The sequence below is a fragment of the Pseudomonas sp. LBUM1673 genome, from assembly GCF_059695645.1.
Genome location: NZ_CP166780.1, coordinates 6249283 through 6271090 on the forward strand (window position 1 = coordinate 6249283; position 21808 = coordinate 6271090).

18 protein-coding genes and 1 pseudogene are annotated in these 21808 nt (G+C 61.6%); 4 read left to right on the forward strand and 15 right to left on the reverse strand.

The window, feature by feature from the left end; all coding sequences use genetic code 11:
- Positions 1-53 precede the first annotated feature (53 nt).
- Positions 54-1460 carry an adenosylmethionine--8-amino-7-oxononanoate transaminase gene (locus ACA044_RS28605; protein WP_497444257.1) on the forward strand — a complete coding sequence of 469 codons (1407 nt, stop codon included), beginning with the start codon at positions 54-56 and terminating at the stop codon, positions 1458-1460.
- A gap of 158 nt (positions 1461-1618) precedes the next feature.
- Entirely contained in the window at positions 1619-2338 is a 720-nt protein-coding gene (locus tag ACA044_RS28610) for a 16S rRNA (uracil(1498)-N(3))-methyltransferase (protein WP_497444258.1), read from the forward strand.
- Positions 2339-2470: 132 nt separating this feature from the next.
- On the opposite strand, the gene trhA is transcribed toward ACA044_RS28610, so the two are convergent.
- Positions 2471-3088, reverse strand: a complete 618-nt coding sequence (gene trhA / locus ACA044_RS28615; protein WP_497444259.1) for a PAQR family membrane homeostasis protein TrhA — start codon at positions 3086-3088, stop codon at positions 2471-2473.
- 138 nt (positions 3089-3226) lie between these two features.
- Here trhA and ACA044_RS28620 point away from each other — a divergent pair, with 138 nt between their 5' ends.
- Positions 3227-4141 (forward strand): LysR family transcriptional regulator, encoded by a 915-nt coding sequence (locus ACA044_RS28620; protein ID WP_052965016.1) that lies wholly within the window; start codon positions 3227-3229, stop codon positions 4139-4141.
- A gap of 114 nt (positions 4142-4255) precedes the next feature.
- On the opposite strand, the gene madM is transcribed toward ACA044_RS28620, so the two are convergent.
- The 9 genes from madM to mdcA form a co-directional block, all read right to left on the reverse strand.
- Positions 4256-5020, reverse strand: coding sequence for a malonate transporter subunit MadM (gene madM / locus ACA044_RS28625; RefSeq protein WP_123500490.1), 765 nt, complete (start codon positions 5018-5020; stop codon positions 4256-4258).
- 5 nt (positions 5021-5025) lie between these two features.
- Complete coding sequence (gene madL, locus ACA044_RS28630) at positions 5026-5418, reverse strand: malonate transporter subunit MadL (RefSeq protein WP_052965014.1); 393 nt, start codon at positions 5416-5418, stop codon at positions 5026-5028.
- A gap of 66 nt (positions 5419-5484) precedes the next feature.
- Positions 5485-6396, reverse strand: a complete 912-nt coding sequence (gene mdcH / locus ACA044_RS28635; protein ID WP_497444260.1) for a malonate decarboxylase subunit epsilon — start codon at positions 6394-6396, stop codon at positions 5485-5487.
- Positions 6393-7013: a malonate decarboxylase holo-ACP synthase gene (locus ACA044_RS28640; RefSeq protein WP_497444261.1), complete on the reverse strand. Its 621-nt coding sequence runs from the start codon at positions 7011-7013 to the stop codon at positions 6393-6395. Before ACA044_RS28640 ends, mdcH begins: the two co-directional genes overlap by 4 nt.
- Positions 7007-7810 carry a biotin-independent malonate decarboxylase subunit gamma gene (gene mdcE, locus ACA044_RS28645; RefSeq protein ID WP_497444262.1) on the reverse strand — a complete coding sequence of 268 codons (804 nt, stop codon included), beginning with the start codon at positions 7808-7810 and terminating at the stop codon, positions 7007-7009. The genes ACA044_RS28640 and mdcE overlap by 7 nt, the downstream gene beginning before the upstream one ends.
- Positions 7807-8658: a biotin-independent malonate decarboxylase subunit beta gene (locus ACA044_RS28650; RefSeq protein ID WP_497444263.1), complete on the reverse strand. Its 852-nt coding sequence runs from the start codon at positions 8656-8658 to the stop codon at positions 7807-7809. The genes mdcE and ACA044_RS28650 overlap by 4 nt, the downstream gene beginning before the upstream one ends.
- Positions 8651-8950: a malonate decarboxylase subunit delta gene (locus ACA044_RS28655; RefSeq protein WP_007897982.1), complete on the reverse strand. Its 300-nt coding sequence runs from the start codon at positions 8948-8950 to the stop codon at positions 8651-8653. The genes ACA044_RS28650 and ACA044_RS28655 overlap by 8 nt, the downstream gene beginning before the upstream one ends.
- Entirely contained in the window at positions 8950-9825 is an 876-nt protein-coding gene (locus ACA044_RS28660; RefSeq protein ID WP_497444264.1) for a triphosphoribosyl-dephospho-CoA synthase, read from the reverse strand. Before ACA044_RS28660 ends, ACA044_RS28655 begins: the two co-directional genes overlap by 1 nt.
- Positions 9825-11495 carry a malonate decarboxylase subunit alpha gene (gene mdcA, locus ACA044_RS28665; RefSeq protein WP_497444265.1) on the reverse strand — a complete coding sequence of 557 codons (1671 nt, stop codon included), beginning with the start codon at positions 11493-11495 and terminating at the stop codon, positions 9825-9827. The genes ACA044_RS28660 and mdcA overlap by 1 nt, the downstream gene beginning before the upstream one ends.
- Before the next feature lie 487 nt (positions 11496-11982).
- Here mdcA and ACA044_RS28670 point away from each other — a divergent pair.
- Positions 11983-12120, forward strand: a pseudogene (locus ACA044_RS28670) (DUF6124 family protein); the annotation flags it as partial.
- A gap of 129 nt (positions 12121-12249) precedes the next feature.
- Here the strand turns inward: ACA044_RS28670 and ACA044_RS28675 are convergent.
- The 5 genes from ACA044_RS28675 to pilH all read right to left on the reverse strand — a co-directional run bounded on the left by ACA044_RS28675 (position 12250) and on the right by pilH (position 21785).
- Positions 12250-12705: a chemotaxis protein CheW gene (locus ACA044_RS28675; RefSeq protein ID WP_497444266.1), complete on the reverse strand. Its 456-nt coding sequence runs from the start codon at positions 12703-12705 to the stop codon at positions 12250-12252.
- On the reverse strand, positions 12698-18601 hold the full coding sequence (locus ACA044_RS28680) for an Hpt domain-containing protein (RefSeq protein ID WP_497444267.1): 5904 nt from the start codon (positions 18599-18601) through the stop codon (positions 12698-12700). Before ACA044_RS28680 ends, ACA044_RS28675 begins: the two co-directional genes overlap by 8 nt.
- Before the next feature lie 49 nt (positions 18602-18650).
- Complete coding sequence (locus tag ACA044_RS28685; RefSeq protein WP_497444268.1) at positions 18651-20708, reverse strand: methyl-accepting chemotaxis protein; 2058 nt, start codon at positions 20706-20708, stop codon at positions 18651-18653.
- 146 nt (positions 20709-20854) lie between these two features.
- The gene (locus tag ACA044_RS28690) at positions 20855-21409 is read right to left on the reverse strand and encodes a chemotaxis protein CheW (protein WP_497444269.1); all 555 of its coding nucleotides are present in this window, start codon (positions 21407-21409) and stop codon (positions 20855-20857) included.
- 10 nt (positions 21410-21419) lie between these two features.
- Positions 21420-21785 (reverse strand): twitching motility response regulator PilH, encoded by a 366-nt coding sequence (gene pilH / locus ACA044_RS28695; protein ID WP_008068134.1) that lies wholly within the window; start codon positions 21783-21785, stop codon positions 21420-21422.
- Positions 21786-21808: the final 23 nt, after the last annotated feature.

Here is a 21808-nt window from a genome sequence, read left to right on the forward strand (position 1 = left end):
CTTGCGCGATTGTTTGCCCGCGCACCAAGCGAGCCGCCTCGAGGAGACTGAAAATGGGCCTGAATAATCAGTGGATGCAACGCGATCTCGCGGTGTTGTGGCATCCCTGCACCCAGATGAAAGACCACGAACAGCTGCCGCTGATCCCGATCAAGCGCGGTGAAGGCGTGTGGCTTGAAGACTTCGAAGGCAAACGCTACCTCGACGCGGTCAGCTCCTGGTGGGTCAATGTGTTCGGTCACGCCAACCCGCGGATCAACCAGCGCATCAAGGATCAGGTCGATCAGCTGGAACACGTGATCCTCGCCGGTTTCAGCCATCAGCCGGTGATTGAATTGTCCGAGCGTCTGGTGAAGATGACGCCCGAAGGCCTGACCCGGTGCTTCTATGCCGATAACGGTTCGTCGTGCATCGAAGTTGCGCTGAAAATGAGCTTTCACTACTGGCTCAACCGCGGCCAGCCGAACAAGAAGTGCTTCGTCACCCTCACCAACGGCTACCACGGCGAGACCATGGCGGCGATGGCGGTGGGCGACGTGCCGCTGTTCACCGAAACCTACAAAGCCCTGCTGATGGACACGATCAAGGTGCCGAGCCCGGATTGCTACCTGCGCCCCGAGGGCATGAGCTGGGAAGAACATTCACGCAATATGTTCGCCGCCATGGAGCAGACGCTGGCCGACAACCACGACTCCGTGGCTGCCGTGATCCTGGAACCGCTGATTCAGGGCGCCGGCGGGATGCGCATGTACCACCCGGTGTACCTGAAGTTGCTACGCGAAGCCTGTGATCGGTATGGCGTACACCTGATCCACGACGAAATCGCCGTCGGCTTCGGCCGCACCGGAACGATGTTCGCCTGCGAACAGGCCGGCATCCGCCCGGATTTCCTCTGCCTGTCCAAGGCCCTGACCGGCGGTTACCTGCCGTTGGCGGCCTGCCTGACCACCGATGAGGTCTACAGCGCCTTCTACGACGACTACCCGACCCTGCGCGCCTTCCTGCACTCCCACAGCTACACCGGCAATCCGCTGGCGTGCGCGGCGGCATTGGCGACCCTGGATATCTTCGAAGAAGACAACGTCATCGAGAACAACAAGGCCCTGGCCCAGCGCATGGCCTCCTCCACCGCGCACCTGGCCGATCACCCGAACGTTGCCGAAGTGCGCCAGACCGGCATGGTGCTGGCCATCGAGATGGTCAAGGACAAGGCCAGCAAGACCGCTTACCCGTGGCAAGAACGTCGCGGTTTGACCGTGTTCCAGCATGCGCTGGAGCGGGGTGCTTTATTGCGGCCGTTGGGCAGCGTGGTGTATTTCCTGCCGCCGTACGTGATTACCCCGGAGCAGATCGATTTTCTGGCCGAGGTGGCCAGCGAAGGCATCGACATCGCCACCCGTGACAGCGTCAGCGTGGCGGTGCCTAAGGACTTTCATCCGGGCTATCGCGATCCGGGCTAGAAGTCACCGAGAAACCCTGTGGCGAGGGAGCTTGCTCCCGCTGGGTCGCGAAGCGGCCCCAAAAGAGGGACTGCTGCGCAGTCCAGCGGGAGCAAGCTCCCTCGCCACAAAAGCTGATTGCGCACGCTGCTACATTCGACTTTTTACAGAGACCCAAGATGAGACTGTCCCGCTTTTTTATCGACGCCCCTTTAAGCACCGGCGAACACGAGCTTCCCGAGGCCCAGGCCCATTACATTAGCCGTGTGCTGCGCATGGCCGAGGGTGATGCGGTGCAATTGTTCGACGGCTCGGGCCATGAGTTTCGCGGCACGCTGGCGGAAGTCGGCAAGAAGCGCGTCGTGGTAAACATCGATGAAAGCTTCGCCGGGCAGGTCGAGTCGTCACTTGCGGTCCATCTCGGCCAGGGTTTGTCCCGTGGCGAGCGGATGGACTGGGCGATTCAGAAAGCCACCGAACTGGGCGTCAGCGAAATCACCCCGATTTTCACTGACCGCTGCGAAGTCCGCCTCAAGGACGAGCGCGCCGACAAACGCCTGATGCACTGGCGTCAGGTGGCGATCAGCGCCTGCGAGCAGTGCGGACGTTCACGGGTACCGGTGATTCATCCACCGCTGTTGTTGGCCGATTGGCTGAAGCAGACAGAGGCAGACTTGAAACTGGTACTGCACCCGGTGGCCGAACCGCTGGTGAGCCATGCGAAACCGGCGACGCTGGCGTTTTTGATCGGCCCGGAAGGCGGATTGTCCGACGCTGAAGTCGAGCAGGCCAAGGCTGGCGGTTTTCACGCCGCCCGCCTCGGCCCTCGCGTGTTGCGTACCGAAACCGCGCCGGTGGTGGCGCTGGCGGTGGCCCAGCAGTTATGGGGCGATTTCTAGAGCCTTGTGGCGAGAGGGCTTGGCCCCGTTGGGCTGCGAAGCGGCCCCGGTCTTGCAACGCGTCTTCTCAGATACAACGCATAAACCGGATTTACGACTGAACGGGGGCAAGCCCCCTCGCCACAAAAGCAGTCACAAGACATAAAACCAAATCGCCACAAAGTGCAGCAAACTGCCGGCAATCACGAACAGATGCCAGATCCCGTGGGCATGGCGCAAACGGCTGTCCAGCGCAAAAAAGACAATCCCCACGGTGTACAACACCCCGCCCGACGCCAGCCAGGCAAAGCCGACAGGGCCCAGTGCCGCCAGTAACGGCTTGACCGCCACCAGCACGATCCAGCCCATCACCGCATAAATCACGATCGACAGAATCCGCGCTTCCGAGCGGGGTTTGATCTCTTGCAGGATACCGATCAGCGCCAGCCCCCAGACAATCCCGAACAGCGTCCAGCCCCACGGCCCGCGCAAGGTCACCAGGCAGAACGGTGTGTAGCTGCCGGCGATCAGCAGATAGATCGAAAAGTGATCGACCTTCTGCATGATTGCTTTCTTGCGCCCGCGAACGCTGTGATACACGGTCGAGGCGCTGTAGAGCACCAGCAAGGTAAACGCGTAAATCGCTACGCTGACGATCTTCCACGGACTGCCGTCCATACTGGCGATCACCAGCAGCCACACACCCCCGACAAACGCCGCCACCGCCCCGACCAAATGCGTCCAGGCGTTCAATCTTTCCCCGTGATACATGTGTTGCTCACCTCAAAATTCATTACCGCCGCGCGCAAGGCTCAGGCCTCAAGGTTAAAAGCGCAATGTTTCAGAACACAGCTCCTGCAAGAACCCACATATGTGCACAATCGAGCCATTCGAATAAGAGCCACGTCCATGCTGATCGATGAAGAGTTGACCCTGAAAAAACTCGAGGTGTTCCTGGCCTTCATGCGCACCGGCAACCTCGCCCGCGCTGCCGCCGAGTTGCAGACCAGCAACGTCAGCGTGCACCGCGCCATCCATTCTCTGGAAAGTGCCCTGCGTTGCCCGCTATTCAAGCACGAAGGCCGCAACCTGACCCCACTCGAAAGCGCTTATGTGCTGGAAGAACGGGCGCAGAAGCTGATTCAGGACGTGCTCGAAAGCGTGCGCCTGACCCGCGAAGCTGCCGGGTTCTCGGCTGAGCGTTTCAAGCTTGGGTCACTGTATTCGCTGACGGTGAAGACCGTACCGCAGCTGATCATGGGCCTGAAAATTCGCCGCAGCGAACTCAATATCGACCTGATCCTGGGCTCGAACATCGACCTGTTGTACAAGCTCAAGAACATGGAAGTCGACGCGATCCTGGTGTCGCTGGACGACAGCGTCAACGACCCGGACTGCGAACAGATCCCGCTGTTTTCCGATGACATCTTCCTCGCCACCCCGGCGGACTCGCCCTTTGCCCAACGGACCGAAGTCGACCTGGCCGAGGTGCGCGACGAGACGTTCATCACCTTGACCCAAGGCTTCGCCACGCACCAGGACGGTATTCGGGTGTTCAAGCAGGCGGGGTTCGAGCCGAAGGTGGCGATGCAGGTCAACGACATCTTCACCCTGCTGAGCATGGTCAGCTCGGGAGTCGGTTATGCGTTGCTGCCGGGAAGGATTGCGGCGGTGTATGAGAATCGGGTGAAGCTGATTCCATTGCAGGAAAAGTATCGGTTGCAGCAGCACATCGGCGTGGTGTTTCTGAAGGCCAAGGAGCGTGATCCAAATTTGCTGGCGTTGTTGGCGGAGTGTCGGATGTATGCCAATCGGCAAGCCTGACAGACCGTGGCGCCTGCATCGCGGGCAAGCCACGCTCCCACAGGAAATGCGCTGTCCTTGTGGGAGCGTGGCTTGCCCGCGATGGCGACAGCCCGGTCAATAAGGATTCAAATCCTAGCCAAGCAATCCGCGCATGATCAGAAACAGCAGCGAAGGCCCGAGCAGGCAGCCCAGTGCGGTATAGAACGCCGCCGTCAGGCAACCATAAGGCACCAGCTTCGGATCAGTCGCCGCCAACCCGCCGGCCACACCGCTGGAGGTACCCATCAACCCACCGAAAATCACCGCACTGCGTGGATTGTTCAAACCGATCATCGGCGCCACGAACGGCGTCATGACCATGACCAGAATCGCCTTGATCAGCCCAGCCGCAATCGATAGCGCCATGACTTCCGAACTGGCCCCGATAGCCGCGCCAGTCACCGGCCCGACGATATAAGTCACCGCGCCCGCGCCGATGGTGGTCAGGCTAACCGCATCGGTATAACCAAACGCCATGGCCACCGCGACACCTGCGATGAACGAAGTCCCAACACCTACGAACAGTGCCAGAACTCCGACGAAGCCGGCTCGTTTGAGCTCATCGACACTCACACCGAATGCCGTGGCGACAATGGCGAAGTCTCGCAGCATGGCTCCGCCGAGCAGACCGATACCCGAGAGCAACGGAATGTCGACCACGCCTTTCTGGCCACCGGTCAACGCGCCACCGATGTAAGACAGCAGCAGGCCCAGCAGAATGGCGATGGCCGAACCGTGCAGGCGGCCTTTGGTAAATGTGTTGGAAATCCAGTAGGACAGCCACATGGTTACGCCGACAATGGCAAACCCACTGATCAGCCCGTAGCTGGTAATCACCTTCATCATCGATTCGTACATGGTGATCACCCTACTGTTTTTGGTGGAGTGACAGGTTCAGGTGCCTTGTTGCCGATACGCACCAGTACCGGTACCAGAGCGAAGGCAATGGCCACTGCCACCGTACCGGCCAGGATCGCCATCGGCCCACCCTTGAGCGCACCGTAGACGTTTTGCTGCGCGGCCATGGCGACCACGATAGGGATGTAGATCGCGCTCCAGAACTCCACGCCCTGCTCGGTCTTGCCTTTGAACCAACCGCTTTTGTTGAGGTAGCTGCCGAGCCCGATCAACAGCAGCATCGCGATACCCACGCCGCCCACGTTGGCCGGCACGCCAATCAATTTGCCAAGCAGTTCGCCGATAAAAATACCCGCCAGGGTACAAAAGGCGAGAAACGCCACACCGTAAATAATCATTGTTGTAGTCCTCAAAGTGCATCGTCGGAATTGTTGTTTTTTTCGTTCGCAGCCTGAGTCGGTGATCTAGGGTTGGCGGCTTCCCTCCTCACGCAACAGCGCCTGCAAGGTATCGAGCCGCGCACCGTCGAAGGCAATCACGGTGCCCTGCTCGAACACCCGGCGCGCCAGCCCGGTCAACACCGCACCGGGCGGCAGTTCGATCTGTAGACGTACGCCACGCTCGTAAGCGCTTTGCACCGTGCCGCGCCAATCCACCACGCGGCACATGTTGAACGCCAGGTCGTCGCGTAGCGCCTCGGGATTGATAACAGGCCGGGCGCGACTGCCGCTCAGGTAACCCAGGGTCGGCGTTTTCAATTGCACCTTGGCGAACGCTTCAACCAGGGTTTTTGCCGGTGTTTCCAGCAGCGGGCAGTGGGACGGCACGCTGACCGCCAGACGCTTGGCCAGTCCGGCGCCACGCCCTTTCGCCAACTCGGCAACTGCTTTCATCGCACCATCGCTGCCGGCGATGACGACTTGGTTATCGGCGTTGATGTTGGCCAGGTAAACCGGCGTGTCGAGGCTATGAACCTGCGCCAGCAAACCTTCCACCGCCGCCAGATCCAGACCGATGATCGCGGTCATGCCGTAGCCCTGAGGATAAGCCTGCTGCATCAGCTCACCGCGCAGGCTGACCAGATGCAGCGCATCGCTGAAGCTCAAGGCACCGGCAACCACCGCCGCCGGATAGGCGCCGATGGACAATCCAGCCACGTAATCCGCGCTCAATAACAACTGACGTGAAGCTGCCACTCCGGCGATCAGCAGGCATAACTGAACCGCCCTCGTCGACTGCAACGCCTCGGCAGAATCCAGCAACAAAACATCTTCACCCAGCACCTCGCTCGCCTCGATCAGCGTTTCCCGAGGCAAGCGATGGAGCATGCCCGGTTGCTGCGCGCCCTGGCCGGGGAACACCAGCAAACTGCTCACGCTGCTTGCTCCTGCGGGTTCCAGGGATCGGTGACCAGGCAGGCGACCTGAGCGTTTTTGAGCAGTACCCGTTGCGACGGGCCGGCCCATTCGCGCAGAGCCACGGCGCCATTCGGCGTCTGCAACTGCATGTCCACCAGACATTCAGCGGTGCCGAGAAGAGTCACCAACTCTTGCGCTTGAAGTCGGCTCAGCGGTTGCGGTGTACGCAGAATCAAATCGAGATCGCTGCGCTCATGCAACGCCGCAAAACCACTGGCCAATTCAAACCCGGCGCTGCCGCTGACACCCCACACCCAACCGCAGGTGTCGAGCATTGGTCGCAATTTCGCCAGCGCTCGCAAAGCCGGGAGATCCCGAGCTGTCTCGACATGACAAAGCTCTTCCGGCCTTACCCGACGTGAAATCGCCGTGATCGCCATCGACGTTGCATAACGCTGCTCGCGCAAGCGTCCGCGCACGCCGACCGCGATCTGATCCGGCGCGGTCATCGCGCGCCGAACCACCACCGGCTGACCCGCGCTGATCGACTCGACCACCCACCCAGGCGCCTCCGCAGGCAACTGCTCCGGGGTCATCCCCCACAGCAGGTCGTGGGCCAGAAGCGAGTTCACCACTGCTCTCTCAGCAGTTGGCGCACCTTGCTCGACGCGGCGCGATTGCTCGCACCCAAGCGGCCGCTCAAATCGCGACGACCTGCCTCGACATCTTCAATCGCCTGAACCAGACACTCGTTCACCCGCGCCAGATCCGCCGTCGTCGGCTGCTCGATCTGATCCACCGACAAGGTTTCCCAAAGCAAACCCAGGCTGGCAAAGCTGTCGATGTCATACGCCATCGGCGGCACGCTGGCGGCCAGCGCTTCAAGCTCTTCGACGCTGCGCAATGTGACTCGCGCCGCCGAAACCTTGCCCATCGCATGCACCATCACCCCCGGATCGCGCAACGCGATCAGCCGGTTGGCCTGATAACCATGAGCGAGAAACGCCCCGGACATCGCCTTGCCCACCAGCAAACCGATCACCCCATGGCCGGCCAAACGGGCGCGGGCATAGCTGTCCGCCGCACCGGCCAGGGCCTGATGAATGCCGAGGGCTTCTTCGCGTCGGCCGTAAGCCTGACTCGGCACATCGACAATGGCGATCAAGGCGCGTTTTTGAGGTTTGTCGGCATCCGCAGTAATGACTTCATCCACCGCTTTGGCCAGGCCCCAACCTTCCAGCAGACCGACCTCGCCATTGCGCGCGCGGACGAAGCGGTTGTCAGGATCGGCCACCACCGCGATAAACCGCACGGGTTGATCGCCCAATAAACCATCGGCGACTTTCAACGACGCCGGCAAACCCTCGACCGGTTTCGCGCTGGCACTCAAGGCGTTGAACCAGTTCAAGCCCCTCAGGGAATACGAACTCATGAGCGCTCTCCTTGATACAGATCGCGAACCGTCGCCGGCTCGATTTGCGGTTCGGCGTCCAGGCTGGCCAGTCGTCGCAGAAACCATTCGGCCTGGCGACTGCGTTGCTGCGCCGACAAACCTTGCTGGAGCAACTCGCTAATCTGCTGCTGAATCTGCGCCACGTCGTCAGCGACATAGCGGTCCACCAAGCGACTGGCAAAACGTTGCTCGCCGCCGGTCAGGCTCCAGATAAACGGGCGGTCGCGGGAGTCGTATTCTTCAAGCCCGGCTTCCTGCTCAATCACTTGTGGACCGTTGAGGCCAAGGCGCGCTTCCTGAGTCACCAGCAAATAGCTGCACAACCCGGCGGCAATCGACATCCCGCCAAAACAGCCAATGCTGCCGGCGACCACGCCAACTACCGGTTGGTACTGGCGCAGATCGACAATCGCGGCATGAATATCGGCAATCGCCGCCAGCCCGAGGTTGGCTTCCTGCAAACGCACGCCACCGGTTTCCAGCAGCAACACGGCGCGAGTGGCAATGCCTTTGCGGTTGTCCTCGGCGGCCAGTTCCAGCGCACCGGCAATCTTCGCCCCGCCGACTTCACCCAGGCTGCCGCCCTGAAACGCACCCTCGATGGCCGCGATCACCACCGGCAAACCGCCGATGCTGCCCTTGGCGATCACCACGCCGTCATCGGCCTGCGGCACCACGCCCTGGCGCGACAGCCATGGCGACATGACCCGCTGAAACGGGTCGAGCAGTTCACGGAAAGTCCCGGCGTCGAGCAGCGCTTTTGCCCGTTGTCGGGCGCCGAGTTCGACGAAGCTGTACTTGTTGAGAAGCGCTGCGCTGTCAGTCATGGCTGATCTCCTCAAAGCCTTGTTCCAGGCGCAAGCGCACCACGCCGGGAGTGGCGCCGAAATCGTGGATATCAATCGCCATCGCAGGCGGTGTCTGGCCGTCGAACATCCGCGCGAACAGATGCTGCCAGCGTTGTTCGCTGCCGTTGACCGAGGTCTGCACCTGAATCGTCAACTTGCCGGCCAGCCCCGGTTCGATCAGCACTTCCAGATCGCCCGAGCCCACGCAGCCCACCAGCGCCCTGCCCCTGGGCGGCTGCCCGGCGGGGAATTCAAAGGATAAGGTTTCCATCAAAATGCTCCCTGGAAGATGCCGTCACACGACTCGATACGGTCGATAAACAGGCAGGCTGCGAGCAAGTCCGCAGCACCGCCGGGCGAGGCATTCAACGTGATTAATTGTTGGTCCAGCTCATGCAAACGGCGGCGACCGGCGAGGCTGGCGCTGCCGCCGGCGTCGAGCACGGCTTGAGCGCCGAGTTGCATCGTCTGCAGGCCGAGTTCGCCCGCGCGGTAGAGCACGCAGGTGTCGGCCAGCGTCGTCATGATCGCCAGCAAAGCATCAAGCCGGGCGTTCTGTTCGCCATGGCCTGCGGCGCGGCTGAGTTTGAGTTGCGGCAATGCGCGTTGAATCACTGCAGGGAAACCAAGCTGCGCCTCTTCACGAGCACCGCGAGCACCATAACGTTGCGCGACTTGAGCGCCGTGACTGAGCACACGCGGCGCGTAACGGTCGTCGAGCAAGGCCAGACGTGCAGCGCGCAAGGTCACGGCGCTTGCTTTGGTATTCGTGCACTCCAGCGCCGCAGCAGCGACCAACAGCCCCAGCGCCCAGATCGCCCCACGATGAGTATTCACACCGTGGGTGGTGGCGAGCATTGTTTGCTCACCGTCGCGACCAATCCGCCCAAGGGCTTCGCGCAGGGGTAAACCGACTTCGCCAAACTCGATGGCCGCTTCTGCCATGGCCTTGAACGCCGGCCACAACGACAGCGCCGATGCGTGCATCAGGCTCAGGTGTAAATCGGTGTGCGCGCCATTGCCGCGACGGTCGACCAGCGCCGGTTTCGGCGACAGATCGGCTTCGTCGATCAGCGCGTCCACCGCCATGTCCGCCAGCCGCTCGGGCAGGGATAACGCTTTCGGTTGCAGGTTGAATGCGTGCATTACCAGCTCCTGAACTTGGCGGGCGGGTTGTAGAGGCCACCGGACCACTCCACCAGATCGGCCACGCTTTTGGCCGCGAGCAGCTCGCGAGTGGCGTCGGTGCGGCGGATGCCGAGGTCTTCGGGCAAGGCAATCAGGCCTTCGCGGCGCATGCGGGCGGTGTCTTTCGGGTTGTGGCGCAGGCCGATGGCGGTCACTCCGGCGACGGCGGCAATCATCGCCTGGCGCTCTTCGAGGGAACGGGCCTTGTACAAATAGGCGATGCCTTCCTCGGTGAGCAGGTGGGTGACGTCGTCGCCGTAGATCATGATCGGCGCCAGCGGCATGCCGCTTTTCTTCGCCACTTCCACCGCGTCGAGGGTTTCGACGAACGTCGGTTTGCCGCCCTCCTGGAAGGTCTCGACCATTTGCACCACGAGTTTTTTACCGCGTTCCAGCAACGCTTCAGGCGCATCGTCGTGACGCATGTCGAGCCAGGCCGGCGTGCCATGGCGGCGACCACGCGGGTCGTGGCCCATGTTCGGCGCACCGCCGAAACCGGCCAGCCGTCCACGAGTCACGGTGGAGGAATGGCCGTCGCCATCGATTTGCAGGGTCGCGCCGATGAACAGGTCCACCGCGTATTGCCCGGCCAGTTGGCAAAACATCCGATTGGAACGCAGCGACCCGTCGCGGCCGGTGAAGAACACATCCGGTCGAGCGGCGATGTAGTTTTCCATGCCCAATTCGGTGCCGAAGCAATGCACGCTTTCAACCCAGCCGCTTTCGATGGCCGGGATCAAGGTTGGATGAGGATTGAGCGTCCAGTTGCGGCAGATCTTGCCCTTGAGGCCGAGGGATTCGCCGTAGGTCGGCAGGATCAGTTCGATGGCGGCGGTGTTGAAACCAATGCCGTGGTTCAGGGACTGGACGTTGTGCTTTTCGTAGATCCCGCGAATCGCCATCATCGCCATCAGCACGTGTACAGGCTTGATGTGCCGTGGGTCGCGGGTGAACAGCGGTTCAATGTAGAACGGCTTGTCCGCCACCACCACGAAGTCGACCCACGACGCGGGGATATCGACACGGGGCAACTCGCTGACGTCGTCCACCAATTGGTTGACCTGAACGATGACAATGCCGTCGCTGAACGCCGCCGGTTCGATCAACGCCGGAGTGTCTTCGGTGCTCGGCCCGGTGTAGATGTTGCCGGCGCGGTCGGCCATGAAACCGGCCGAGAGCACAACGTTGGGAATCAGGTCGACCACCAATCGAGCGTAGAGCTCGATGTAGGTGTGGATCGCGCCGATTTCCAGCAAACCGTCTTCGAGCAACTGGCTGATGCGCAGGCTCTGGGTGCCGGCGAAAGAGAAATCGAGCTTGCGGGCGATGCCGCGCTCGAACAGGTCCAGATGCTCGGAACGCCCGACGCTGGGCATGATCATGTGCAGGTCATGCAGCTTGCCCGGATCAGCCTTGGCCAGGGAGCGAGACAGGAAATCCGCCTGCTTCTGGTTATTACCCTCCAGCACCACACGGTCGCCGGGCAGGATCAACGCCTCCAGCGCCGCAACGATCTTGTCGGTGGGCAGCACCACACCGTCGGTGAAACTCGCTACCTGCGCGAGGCGCCGCTGCTTTTCGCTGCGCCGCCGCGTCCATCGCGAGTCGGGGGATATTGTTGTTGTCATGACCACTCCACGGGTTCGCTGTCGTGGGGGTCACCTTAGGAGTGTTGGTGGGGGGCATCAATCAAGCTGGGCGTTGGATCGTTACGGCCAGGGTAATGGTTGTCCCGACTGACGCCTTCGCGGGCAAGCCTCGCTCCTACGGATTGGTGTGATGCGACATAAACCCGTAGGAGCGAGGCTTGCCCGCGAAGGGGCCAGAACAATCCCCGCCGGTTTCAATGCCGGAGTGCAATGATCGATAAGTCCCAAAATAGGACCAATCGGTCCCTTTTTGGGAATCTTCAACCTAGCGCAGAAACCTTTGTGGCGAGGGGCTTGTCGGAACGCCGCATCGCCCCGTTCGGCTGCGCAGCAGTCGTAAACCATTGTTCTCGACGTACCTGATACACCTCGGTTGCAGGTTTTGGGGCTGCTTCGTAACCCAACGGGGGCAAGCCCCCTCGCCACAGGAAGGTCCGATAGCCTGAGGTTTTGTGTTTAAACATTTGCGAGTGTGATGCTCAGTGATTTCGCCGCGTTGCTGGACGCGCCATATCGCAACACGATGCTCGGGACTCAACAGGTCGTGATGCTCGGTGAGCTGGCGGTGAACCGGGCGCTGGGTAATATCGATCCGCAGGGATAGCGGCTTTAGCGGTCTGTCAGGTGGACCGCGTTATCGTTCTTCGCGAGCAAGCCCGCTCCCACAGTTGACCGAGTTCTTAGCAACTACTCGATCAAACTGTGGGGGCGGGCTTGCTCGCGAAGGGGCCAGTCAGATCAACCCAGCGTTCACAAGTAACTCCTCCAGCGCCAACAAATCCGGCACTTTCGCCACCTGCTCGCCCACCTGCACCGCCGCTTTTTCCAGCGAACACAACGGCACATCGACATAACTCAACTGACTGTCGAGCTTGTAAGACCGCGGAATCCCCTGAACCAATAACGCGATGAACTTGAGCTCAGGCCGCCCACCGAGGGCATTGAGGATGACGATCCGCGCTCGCTCACCAATCACCACTTTGTCGCCACACGCCGACTCGAAACTGAGCAATGGAATCTGCCGTTCCCGCCACGTCACCCGCCCCAGGTACCACGGCGGGGTGTCGAGGTCGAAGGCACCGGGGTGGTAATCGATGAGTTCGGCGACGGCAACGTTAGGCAGGATCAGGTTGCGGTCGGCCAGGGGCAGCAACAGGCCGGTGAGGTTGCTGGAGCGGTGTTCATGCATGGGTTTTGCTCCACAATGCGATGCTGTCGAGCAGCACCGATTCCTGATACGGCTTGCCGAGGTAGTCGTTGACGCCGATGGCCATGGCGCGGTCACGGTGTTTCTGGCCGGTACGGGAGGTGATCATGATGATCGGCAGATGGCGCAGACGCTCGTCGGCGCGTACCTGGGTCGCCACTTCAAAGCCGTCCATGCGCGGCATTTCGATGTCCAGCAGCATCAGGTCGGGCATGTGCTCTTCGAGCAGCAACATCGCGTCGACACCGTCCTTGGCGGTCAGCACGTTCATGCCGTGGCGTTCCAGCAGACGGCTGGTGACCTTGCGCACGGTGACCGAATCGTCGACCACCAGCACCAGCAAGGGTCGTTGCGATTCGGCCTCTACGTCCTGCGTCACAGGCCGTTGCGGCACCCGCGTTTGCATCGCGCGGATCGGCGCCAGCAAGTCGAGAATCAGCACCACCCGGCCATCACCGAGAATCGTCGCGCCGGACAAACCCTGCACCGCGGCGAACTGCGGGCCAAGGCTTTTGACCACGATTTCCCGGGTGCCGGCCATGGCATCCACTTGCACCGCGACGTGCCGCTCGTTGCATTGCACCAGCAACACCGGCAACGGCAGGCTCTGGCCCAATAGTTTCGGACGCGTGCCGGTTTTCAGCAGCTCGCCGAGGTAGCACAACTCATAACGTTGCCCGGCGTATTTGTAGGTCGGCGGATCGAGCCGGTAATGCCCTTCGAGTTCGTTGGGCAACACACGCACGATGCCGTCGATGGTGTTCAGCGGAATCGCATATTGATCCTCCCCGCATTGCACCATCAGCGCGCGGTTGACCGACACGGTGAACGGCAGGCGAATCCGGAAATGCACGCCCTGCCCCGATGTCGAGTCGATGCTCATGCTGCCACCGAGCTGCCGGACCTCTTCGTGAACCACGTCCATGCCGACGCCACGCCCAGATATCTGGGTGATTTTTTCGGCGGTGGAGAACCCCGGTTGCAGGATGAATTGCAGTACGTCGCGATCACTGATGTCGCTGTCCGGGTCGAGTAACCCGCGCTTGATCGCCTTGCGTCGCACGGCGTCCAGCGGCACGCCGGCACCGTCGTCACGGATGTCGAAAATGATGTCGCCGCCCTCTCGCGACAGGTCCAGGGTGATCTTGCCCTGAGCCGGTTTACCGGCCGCGATCCGCACCTCGGCCGATTCCAGCCCATGGTCGACGGCATTGCGCAGCATGTGTTCCAGCGGCGCGGCCATGCGTTCGAGCACGTTACGGTCCATCTCGCCTTCGGCATTGCCGACGACGAATTCCACGTCCTTGCCCAGCTCGCTGGAAACCTGACGGACGATGCGCTTCAAACGTGGCAGCATCCGTTCGAACGGCACCATGCGCGTACGCATCAAGCCTTCCTGCAATTCAGTGTTGATGCGGCCCTGCTGTTGCAACAGGTTTTCTGCGTCCTGGTTTCGCCGCTCGAGGGTTTCCTTGAGGTCGAGCAGGTCGGAGGCAGACTCGAACAGCGCCCGCGACAGCTGTTGCAGCTGCGAGTGGCGGTCCATTTCCAGCGGATCGAATTCTTCGTACCCCAGCCGTTCGGCTTCGACTTGCTGACGGCTGAGAATCCGCCCCTGGGTTTCGGTGTCGAGGCGGCGTAACTGATCGCGCATGCGCTCGATGGTGGTTTCCATCTCGCTCAGGGCCACCCGTGCGTCGTTGACCTGTTGTTCAATGCGGCCACGGAAAATTGAAGTTTCCCCGGCCAGGTTGACCAGATCGTCGAGCAACTCCGCCGAAACCTTGACCGTGTCGGTGCCTTCGGGTTGCGGTGTGGCTGGCTCGGCTTTGGGGGCTGCGGGTATCACCACCGGTGCCGGTGTTTCGGGCACCGCCGGATGGCTGAAATTCTTGATCGCATCGATCAGCCGATCGGCCAGTGGCAATGGCTGACCGGCGCGGGTGGCGTCGAGCATCTGCGCCAGTCGGTCATGGCTGCTTTGCAGCAGCGAGAACAGCGCAGCGGTCGGTTGCAACACGCCAGCCGACAAGCCTTCGTAGAGGAATTCCAGTTCATGGGCCAGGTCGCCAATCGGGGCGATCTCCACCATTCGTGCCCCACCCTTGAGGGTATGCAGGTCACGCAGCAGGGTTTCCACTTCCTGGCGATTCGCAGGCTCGGCCTGCCAGCGCAGCAGTGCCGCGCCGGAATTTTCGATGATGTCGAAACCCTCCTCGAGGAAGATCTCCAGAAGCTCGGGATCATGGCCCGCCGAATCGTTGCGGGCCTTCGGTTCGATCAACTCGACGCTGCCAGCATGGCCCTGGCGAAACTCACGAATGGCTTCGATCAACTCACCTGGATCGCCCAACGGTCGGTTGTGCTGCAACTGATCAAGGAACACGGCCAGTCGGTCATGGCTCTGTTGCAGCAACTGCGCCAGGGCTTCGCTGTGGCTGTAACGGCGGTCCACCAGGCCTTCGTAAAGGCTTTCCAGTTCATGGGCCAGATCGCCGACCGGCTCGACCTCGGCCATCCGCGCACCGCCCTTGAGGGTGTGCAAGTCGCGCTGCAAGGACGACAGCGGCGCGGCGTTGTCTGGATCGCCCAGCCAGCGCTGCAAGGCTTGGCCGGCGCTTTCGAGGATGTCCACCGCTTCTTCCAGGAAGATCGAAACGATTTCGTCGTCCAGCTCCACCTGCGTCGCGGCCTGCTCCAGCTCGGCCGTGGCACTGCCCAGCTCCCGAATGCTCGGGGTACGGCTGCCGTCACTGCGGATCAGGCCCATGGAGGATGGGTCGAGACTCTCATCGAGCAAGCCGCGCAAGGCCCGAACGCGCTCTGGCTGCGCAGTGACTTCCTGGCCGGCGGCCAGCTCGTCGAGCATGTTGATCAGCGCTTCATGGGCACTTTGCGCCTCGTGGAAAAACCTGTCGCTGACCGCCAGGCTGCTTTCTTCCACAGCACCATAGAGGTCGAGCAAGGCTTCGCAGAGTTCATCCACCGGATGCAGATCGGCCAGGTGCGCGCCTTCGCCGAGGGTGGTCAATTCGTCCAGCAGCGCGCTGAGTTCCTGGCGCTCGCCGGGATGCTGCTGCCAACGCTGCAACAGGCTTTCGGCGTCCAGCAGGATATCCATGCCCTGGGCGAGGAAGTTATTGATCAGTTGTGGATCGCGCTTGATGCGCAGCTTCGTATTGGGTGCGCTCAAGAGGCTTTGCAAACGTTCGGCCAGCAAGGCCTGGGTTCGCTCGATCAACGAGCGGGCGTCGGGAATTTCGGCCAGCGGGTCGCTCTTGAGCTGTCGCAGCCCAAGACGGAACAGCCCTTCGGCTTCCAGCAGCAATTCGACTTCATCCAGGTCGAGGACAATCCGGTGTGCCTTGTATTCCCGGGCCAGTTGGTCCAGCGACGCCGCCAGCTCGGCGATCGGCAGCACCCCCGCCATCGAGGCGCTGCCCTTGAGGGTGTGCAAGGCCCGCTGTAACTCATCGCTGGCCTGAAGCGGCACATGCTCGGCGGCTTGGTCGAGGAAGCGATTGAGGCTGCTCAAATGGGTTTCGGCTTCGTTGCGGAAAATCTCCAGCAACAGTGGATCGAGCGCCGCGACATCCTGCGCGTCCTCATCGGACACTGGCTCATCGCCCTTGGCGAGGGCATGGGCGCGGGCGGCCAATTGGTCGACATCGTTGCGCTGGCACTGGGCATTGGCAGCGAACTCCGCCACCAGTTCCGGCAGCAGCTTCAGCGTATCGCCCACCAGGTACTGCACCGCAGGCGAAGGCGCAACGCTGTGTTCAAGCACACGGTTGAGCAGGTTTTCCACTGCCCAGGCCAACTCGCCCAACACCAGCGCGCGGACCATCCGGCCACTGCCCTTGAGGGTGTGGAAGGCACGGCGCAATTCACTCAAGGCCGATGGGCTGTCGGGATTGGCCGACCAGCGCGGTAGATACTCCTGGAGGATTTCCAACACTTCGTCGGTCTCTTCGAGGAAGACCTCCCGCAGCTCATCGTCCACCGGCTCTTCACCGGCGGGCGGCGGCAACAGGCTACCCGGCGTCGTCAGCGCCGGCGGGTTTACCGACGACACCGGGCTGGCCAGCACCTCGGCCAGAGACTGAACGATCTCGGGGTCGTTCAGTTCCTGCATGTCCTTCATGACCAGGGCTTCACTGGGGCTGAGCACATCTTCAAGCATCGGCACGTGTTGTTCGCTGGGGAAAAAACCGAGTGAGACCAGGCCTTTTTCCGCGACGTCGAGCAGGTGTTCCCCCGGCGCTTCGGGGTCGTCACTGAGGCGCTCCAGGTAATACTCGATGCTGGTGACGACATCGGCCAGGCTGTCCAGTTGCTGCCAACCGGGCTGGCCCGGGTCCACCAGCAAATGCTCGCGGATGAAGCCGTTGCAGGCCTCGACCAGGCTCGCCGTGCGGGCCAACGGAATCATCGCCAGCGCACCGCGCACTTGGGTCAGCAACGCCGGCAAGGGTTGCAAATACTGACGGTCCCAGTCGGCGTCGATGTAGTCGACGATCATGTCCTTGGCCTGTTGCAGGCAGATGCGCGCTTCCTTGATCACGATCTGATGGATCTGCGTCAGGTCGGTGGTCGGCAGACGGCTGTCTTCCTGGCTTTCCGGTTCCACGGTGCCGACCATCCCGGCCAGGGTCGCTTCGACGTAGAGCAAGGCCCCGGCAACGTCCATGAGGGTCGCGTCGTTGGGCTCGCGCTGGCCCTGGGCGAGGCTCAGCACCACCGCCAATTGATCGATGATGACCTTGCGCGGCTGGCCGAAACCGAGCACCGCCAGGGTGTCGGCGATTTGCCGCAGGGGCGCCAACAGGCTGTCGAGGTCCGAGGTGTGCTGACGGTCGCTGCGCACGAACAGGTCCAGGCGTTCCTTGACCCGCACCAGCTCTTCGCACAGCGCTGCCAATACCGAACGCATGGCGTCGCGGTCAGGGCCGGCCAGCCGTGCCCGTTCTTCATCGACCATCGCGCTGTCGGGTAGCGCGTCGTCAAGTGAGTAGCGATCTTTCATGGTCAGCATCTGCCCGGTGGGGTGTTCGGCCTTGGCAATATAGAACAACAAGCTCTTGAGCAGCTCTGGCGGCGCCGGTTGATTGATTCCGGACATGCCTTGTTCAAGCAAACGCTTGAGCTCTTTGTCGGCGTCCTTGAACAGGCTGCGCAACGCGGGGCTGTTGGCGATCGCGCCGTTGCGCATGCCTTCGACCAGCGCCGAAGCGACTTGCCATAACGGGCTCAGGGGCGCATTACCGCACAGCCCTTCAAGGCGCGCAAAAACCCTGGCCAGATAGCCGAAGTGGGTTTCGTCATCCTGCTCGCGCAGCAAGCCGACCAGCGCCATCTGCAACATCTGCCGCAACTTGCGCAGCACATTCGGCAAGTCGGACGGTTCCAGCAGCACCAGGGCTTCGTCGCTCAGGGGTGGCAGGTCTGGCAGTTGCGGGCTGAACAGACTGGTTTCCGACAACAGACTTTCGCCACGGGCACTGCGCAGGTCGTTGATCAGCGGCAACACCACCAGCGGCAAATCACGACGGGCGCCTTGCACCCTGTCGAGGTATGTCGGCAATTGCCCCAAGGCTTGCAGCAAGAGATGGAGCGCCTCGTCGTGATGGCTGACGCGGTTCTGCTGCAAGGCGATGGTCAGTTGCTCGATCTCTTCGGCGAGCAGGGCTGCGCCGTAGAATTCGACCATCTGCAAACTGCCGTGAACCTGATGGACACAGGCCAGGCACTCACTCAGCGCGTGCGTCGCCTGCGGGTCGTCGATCAGGGTTTCGATCGCCTGATGAGCCTGCTTCAGCGTTTCGGCAATCTCGCCTTTGACCCACTCGAGGGCCACATAGTCGTGCCGATCACCCATAACCACTCCAATCCCCACTCCAATCAAGATGCATCCGCCCGGGGGCGGCTCAAGCGTTGTCCGCAGTCTCGGCAGGCTTGGCCGGCAAGGTGAAACCGGACACCGAACGCCGCAGCTGGCTGGCCATTTTCGCCAGGTTGCCAATGCTCTCGGCGGTGGCTGTGGAGCCGGACGAAGTCTGCGTGGTGATCTGCTGGATCACGTTCATCGTCAGGGAAATCTGGCCGGCCGAAGAGGTCTGCTGCTGCGCGGCGTTGGAAATACTCTGGATCAGCGCCGCGAGGGTCTTCGATACACCTTCAATTTCTTCCAGGGCTACTCCGGCATCCTGCGCCAGACGCGCGCCGCGCACCACTTCGGTGGTGGTCTGCTCCATGGAAATCACCGCTTCGTTGGTGTCGGTCTGAATTGCCCGCACCAGGGTTTCGATCTGCCGGGTCGCCGCCGATGAGCGCTCGGCCAGGCGCTGCACTTCGTCGGCCACCACCGCAAAACCGCGCCCGGCATCACCGGCCATGGACGCCTGAATCGCCGCGTTGAGGGCGAGTATGTTGGTCTGATCGGCAATGTCATCGATCAGGCTGACAATGTCGCCGATTTCCTGAGAAGACTCCCCCAGCCGTTTGATGCGCTTGGCCGTGTCCTGAATCTGCTCGCGAATATTGTCCATGCCATGGATGGTGTTGTGCACCACTTCGTTGCCCTTGTTGGCGATTTCCACCGAGCGCTCGGCCACCGCAGAGGATTCGGCAGCGTTGGCCGAGACTTGATCGATGGACTGGGCCATGTCATTGATGGCCGTGGAGGCTTCGGAAATCTGCTGCGCCTGATGCTCCGAGGCCTGGGCCAGGTGCATCGCAGTGGCCTGGGTTTCCTGCACGGCAGCGGCGACCTGGCCGGCGGTGAGGTTGATGGTCGCCACCAGATCGCGCAGTTGATCGACGGAATAGTTGATCGAGTCCGCAATGGTTCCGGTGAAGTCTTCGGTCACCGAGGCGGTCACGGTCAGGTCGCCGTCGGCCAGGTCTTCGATTTCATCCAGCAGACGCATGATCGCGTTCTGGTTGCGCTCGTTCTTCTCGGCGGTTTCGCGCAGCTGACGGTTGGTTTCGCGCACCATCACCAGGCCGATGAGGATGATCGACATCAATGCAAGCAAACCCAGCACATAGCCGCCAATGGTATCGGTGTCGCGCCCGCCGGCAAGGTTTTCGAAACGGCTGGCCAGGTGCGAGGCTTCATCAAGCAGGGTTTGCGACAGGGTAAAAATGTTGGAGGCCGATTCGCGGACCTTGAACAGCTCCGGCGAGGTTTCGAGGATTTCGTCCACCGAACCCGACACGAATTCGAACAGCTCTGAAATCTCGGTCAACCGGGCGCGCGCATCGCGGTCTTCGACCTGGCTGATTTTCAGTGCCGCATTGCCCTGAAGCATGCCGTTGAGCACCAGGCCAAAACGCGCCGCGTCGCGACCGAAGGCGTCGGCCGCCTGCTGGGAGTTTTCGTCGCCGGACAGCACGGTGTTCACCGCACCGAGAATCCGCTCGGCCAGCAGCGACTGACGCTGGGCCATCGCCACCTGAGCGGCCGGGGCGCCACGTTGAAGGAGGGTTTCGACGACCTTTTCATACTCGACCTGCAACTGCGGCACGGTTTCGGCCAGGGTCGCGGCGACCTGATGCAAGGACAGCACGGTTTGTTCGCTGGAGAGGATGGCGTCGGTGTTTTTCAGCAGACGCTCCCAATCCAGCTGCACCGCGCGCATTTCCGGGCGCACGGTGGACGGTGCCGACGGCAGGCCGGTGGATGGGTCGCCTTTTTTCAGATAGCCCCAACGCTGGGCGAAGTCGTTGCGCGCATCGCTGAGCAACTTGAACGCAGCAGCCTTGCCGGCGGCGGCTTCGGTGGCGTTCTTGGCAATGCGCTGGGACAGCACCCGCAGTTCACCGGCGTGGCCGATGTACTGCTTGTCGTAATTCGCCTGGGTGTTGAGGTACGCGAAGTTGGCGAACAGCAGCATGATGAAGACGATCAGCGCGATGAACAGCACGATGATCTGCGACCGGCTGCGCGACCCTTCTGGCTTGCCTGTTTTTGCTTTTATCATCGGTCCTCGCCTGTCCTGCCCAATTCACTCTATGCCCTTGTAGGAGCGAGGCTTGCCCGCGAAGCAGGCGCTGCGGTCTTTCAGGAACACCGCGTTTTCGTTCTTCGCGGGCAAGCCTCGCTCATACAGGATCGGCGTCGCCGCGTTTACAGCGCCACGTTCATGAATCCTTGCGACTGCGCCAACGCAAACGGGCTGAACACCTGCCACTTCTGCTCACGCTGAAACCGGCCTTTGACGAACGCCGACATCGGCCCTTGCAAGTCATCGGCCGGCACCGGCTCCAGACTGTCCTGGGCAAAGTGCTGCAAACCGAAGACCTCATCGACCATCAACCCTGCAAACACGTCCTTGTGCTCCACCACCAATATCCGCCGTTGCTTGCGCAAGGCAGGCAGTTCATGGCCGAGCTCATAGCCATAAAAAAAGCCATACAAATCCATGATCGGCAGCAGTCGCCCGCGCAGGTTCGACACACCCTTGACCCAGGGTTTGACCCCCGGCAATTGCGTAGCGCGCGGTTCGTGCAGGACTTCGCTGACTTCGCCCATGGGCGCAACGTACCAATGCTCGCCCAAGCGAAAGCCGATGCCGCTCCAGCTGTCCTGTCGGGTCGGCTGGGACGGCAGGTCCGCCGCCAGCAGGCGACAGCGCTGGTCAATCTGCAGCAGCAGTTCGAAGGCCGTCAGCGACTCGGTCATGGCCGGACGATCAACCGGCCAGCACGTTGTTCAGGGTTTTGATCAGGGTCTCTTCGTCGACCGGTTTGGTCAGGTAGTCCTTGGCGCCTTGACGCGTACCCCAGACTTTGTCGGTTTCCTGATCCTTGGTGGTGATGATGATCACCGGGATATGCCCGGTTTCCGGGTCTTTGGTCAGCTGACGGGTCGCCTGGAAACCATTGAGGCCAGGCATGACGATGTCCATCAGCACCGCGTCGGGTTTTTCCTGACGAGCCAGGGCCACGCCGTCGGCGCCGTTTTCGGCTTTCAACACCTCATGACCGTGCTTTTCGAGCATGCCGGTCAGTTTGTACATTTCAGTCGGCGAATCATCGACGATCAGAATACGTGCCATGGTCTTCCCCATTCTTGTCGACA

Excerpts from the sequence above, each read along its gene's own strand:
- ACA044_RS28605 (WP_497444257.1), top strand. The coding sequence starts at position 54 with ATGGGCCTGAATAATCAGTGGATGCAACGCGATCTCGCGGTGTTGTGG.
- ACA044_RS28610 (WP_497444258.1), top strand. The coding sequence starts at position 1,619 with ATGAGACTGTCCCGCTTTTTTATCGACGCCCCTTTAAGCACCGGCGAA.
- trhA (WP_497444259.1), bottom strand. The coding sequence starts at position 3,088 with ATGTATCACGGGGAAAGATTGAACGCCTGGACGCATTTGGTCGGGGCG.
- ACA044_RS28620 (WP_052965016.1), top strand. The coding sequence starts at position 3,227 with ATGCTGATCGATGAAGAGTTGACCCTGAAAAAACTCGAGGTGTTCCTG.
- madM (WP_123500490.1), bottom strand. The coding sequence starts at position 5,020 with ATGTACGAATCGATGATGAAGGTGATTACCAGCTACGGGCTGATCAGT.
- madL (WP_052965014.1), bottom strand. The coding sequence starts at position 5,418 with ATGATTATTTACGGTGTGGCGTTTCTCGCCTTTTGTACCCTGGCGGGT.
- mdcE (WP_497444262.1), bottom strand. The coding sequence starts at position 7,810 with ATGAGTTCGTATTCCCTGAGGGGCTTGAACTGGTTCAACGCCTTGAGT.
- ACA044_RS28650 (WP_497444263.1), bottom strand. The coding sequence starts at position 8,658 with ATGACTGACAGCGCAGCGCTTCTCAACAAGTACAGCTTCGTCGAACTC.
- ACA044_RS28655 (WP_007897982.1), bottom strand. The coding sequence starts at position 8,950 with ATGGAAACCTTATCCTTTGAATTCCCCGCCGGGCAGCCGCCCAGGGGC.
- ACA044_RS28660 (WP_497444264.1), bottom strand. The coding sequence starts at position 9,825 with ATGCACGCATTCAACCTGCAACCGAAAGCGTTATCCCTGCCCGAGCGG.
- mdcA (WP_497444265.1), bottom strand. The coding sequence starts at position 11,495 with ATGACAACAACAATATCCCCCGACTCGCGATGGACGCGGCGGCGCAGC.
- ACA044_RS28675 (WP_497444266.1), bottom strand. The coding sequence starts at position 12,705 with ATGCATGAACACCGCTCCAGCAACCTCACCGGCCTGTTGCTGCCCCTG.
- ACA044_RS28680 (WP_497444267.1), bottom strand. The coding sequence starts at position 18,601 with ATGGGTGATCGGCACGACTATGTGGCCCTCGAGTGGGTCAAAGGCGAG.
- ACA044_RS28685 (WP_497444268.1), bottom strand. The coding sequence starts at position 20,708 with ATGATAAAAGCAAAAACAGGCAAGCCAGAAGGGTCGCGCAGCCGGTCG.
- ACA044_RS28690 (WP_497444269.1), bottom strand. The coding sequence starts at position 21,409 with ATGACCGAGTCGCTGACGGCCTTCGAACTGCTGCTGCAGATTGACCAG.
- pilH (WP_008068134.1), bottom strand. The coding sequence starts at position 21,785 with ATGGCACGTATTCTGATCGTCGATGATTCGCCGACTGAAATGTACAAA.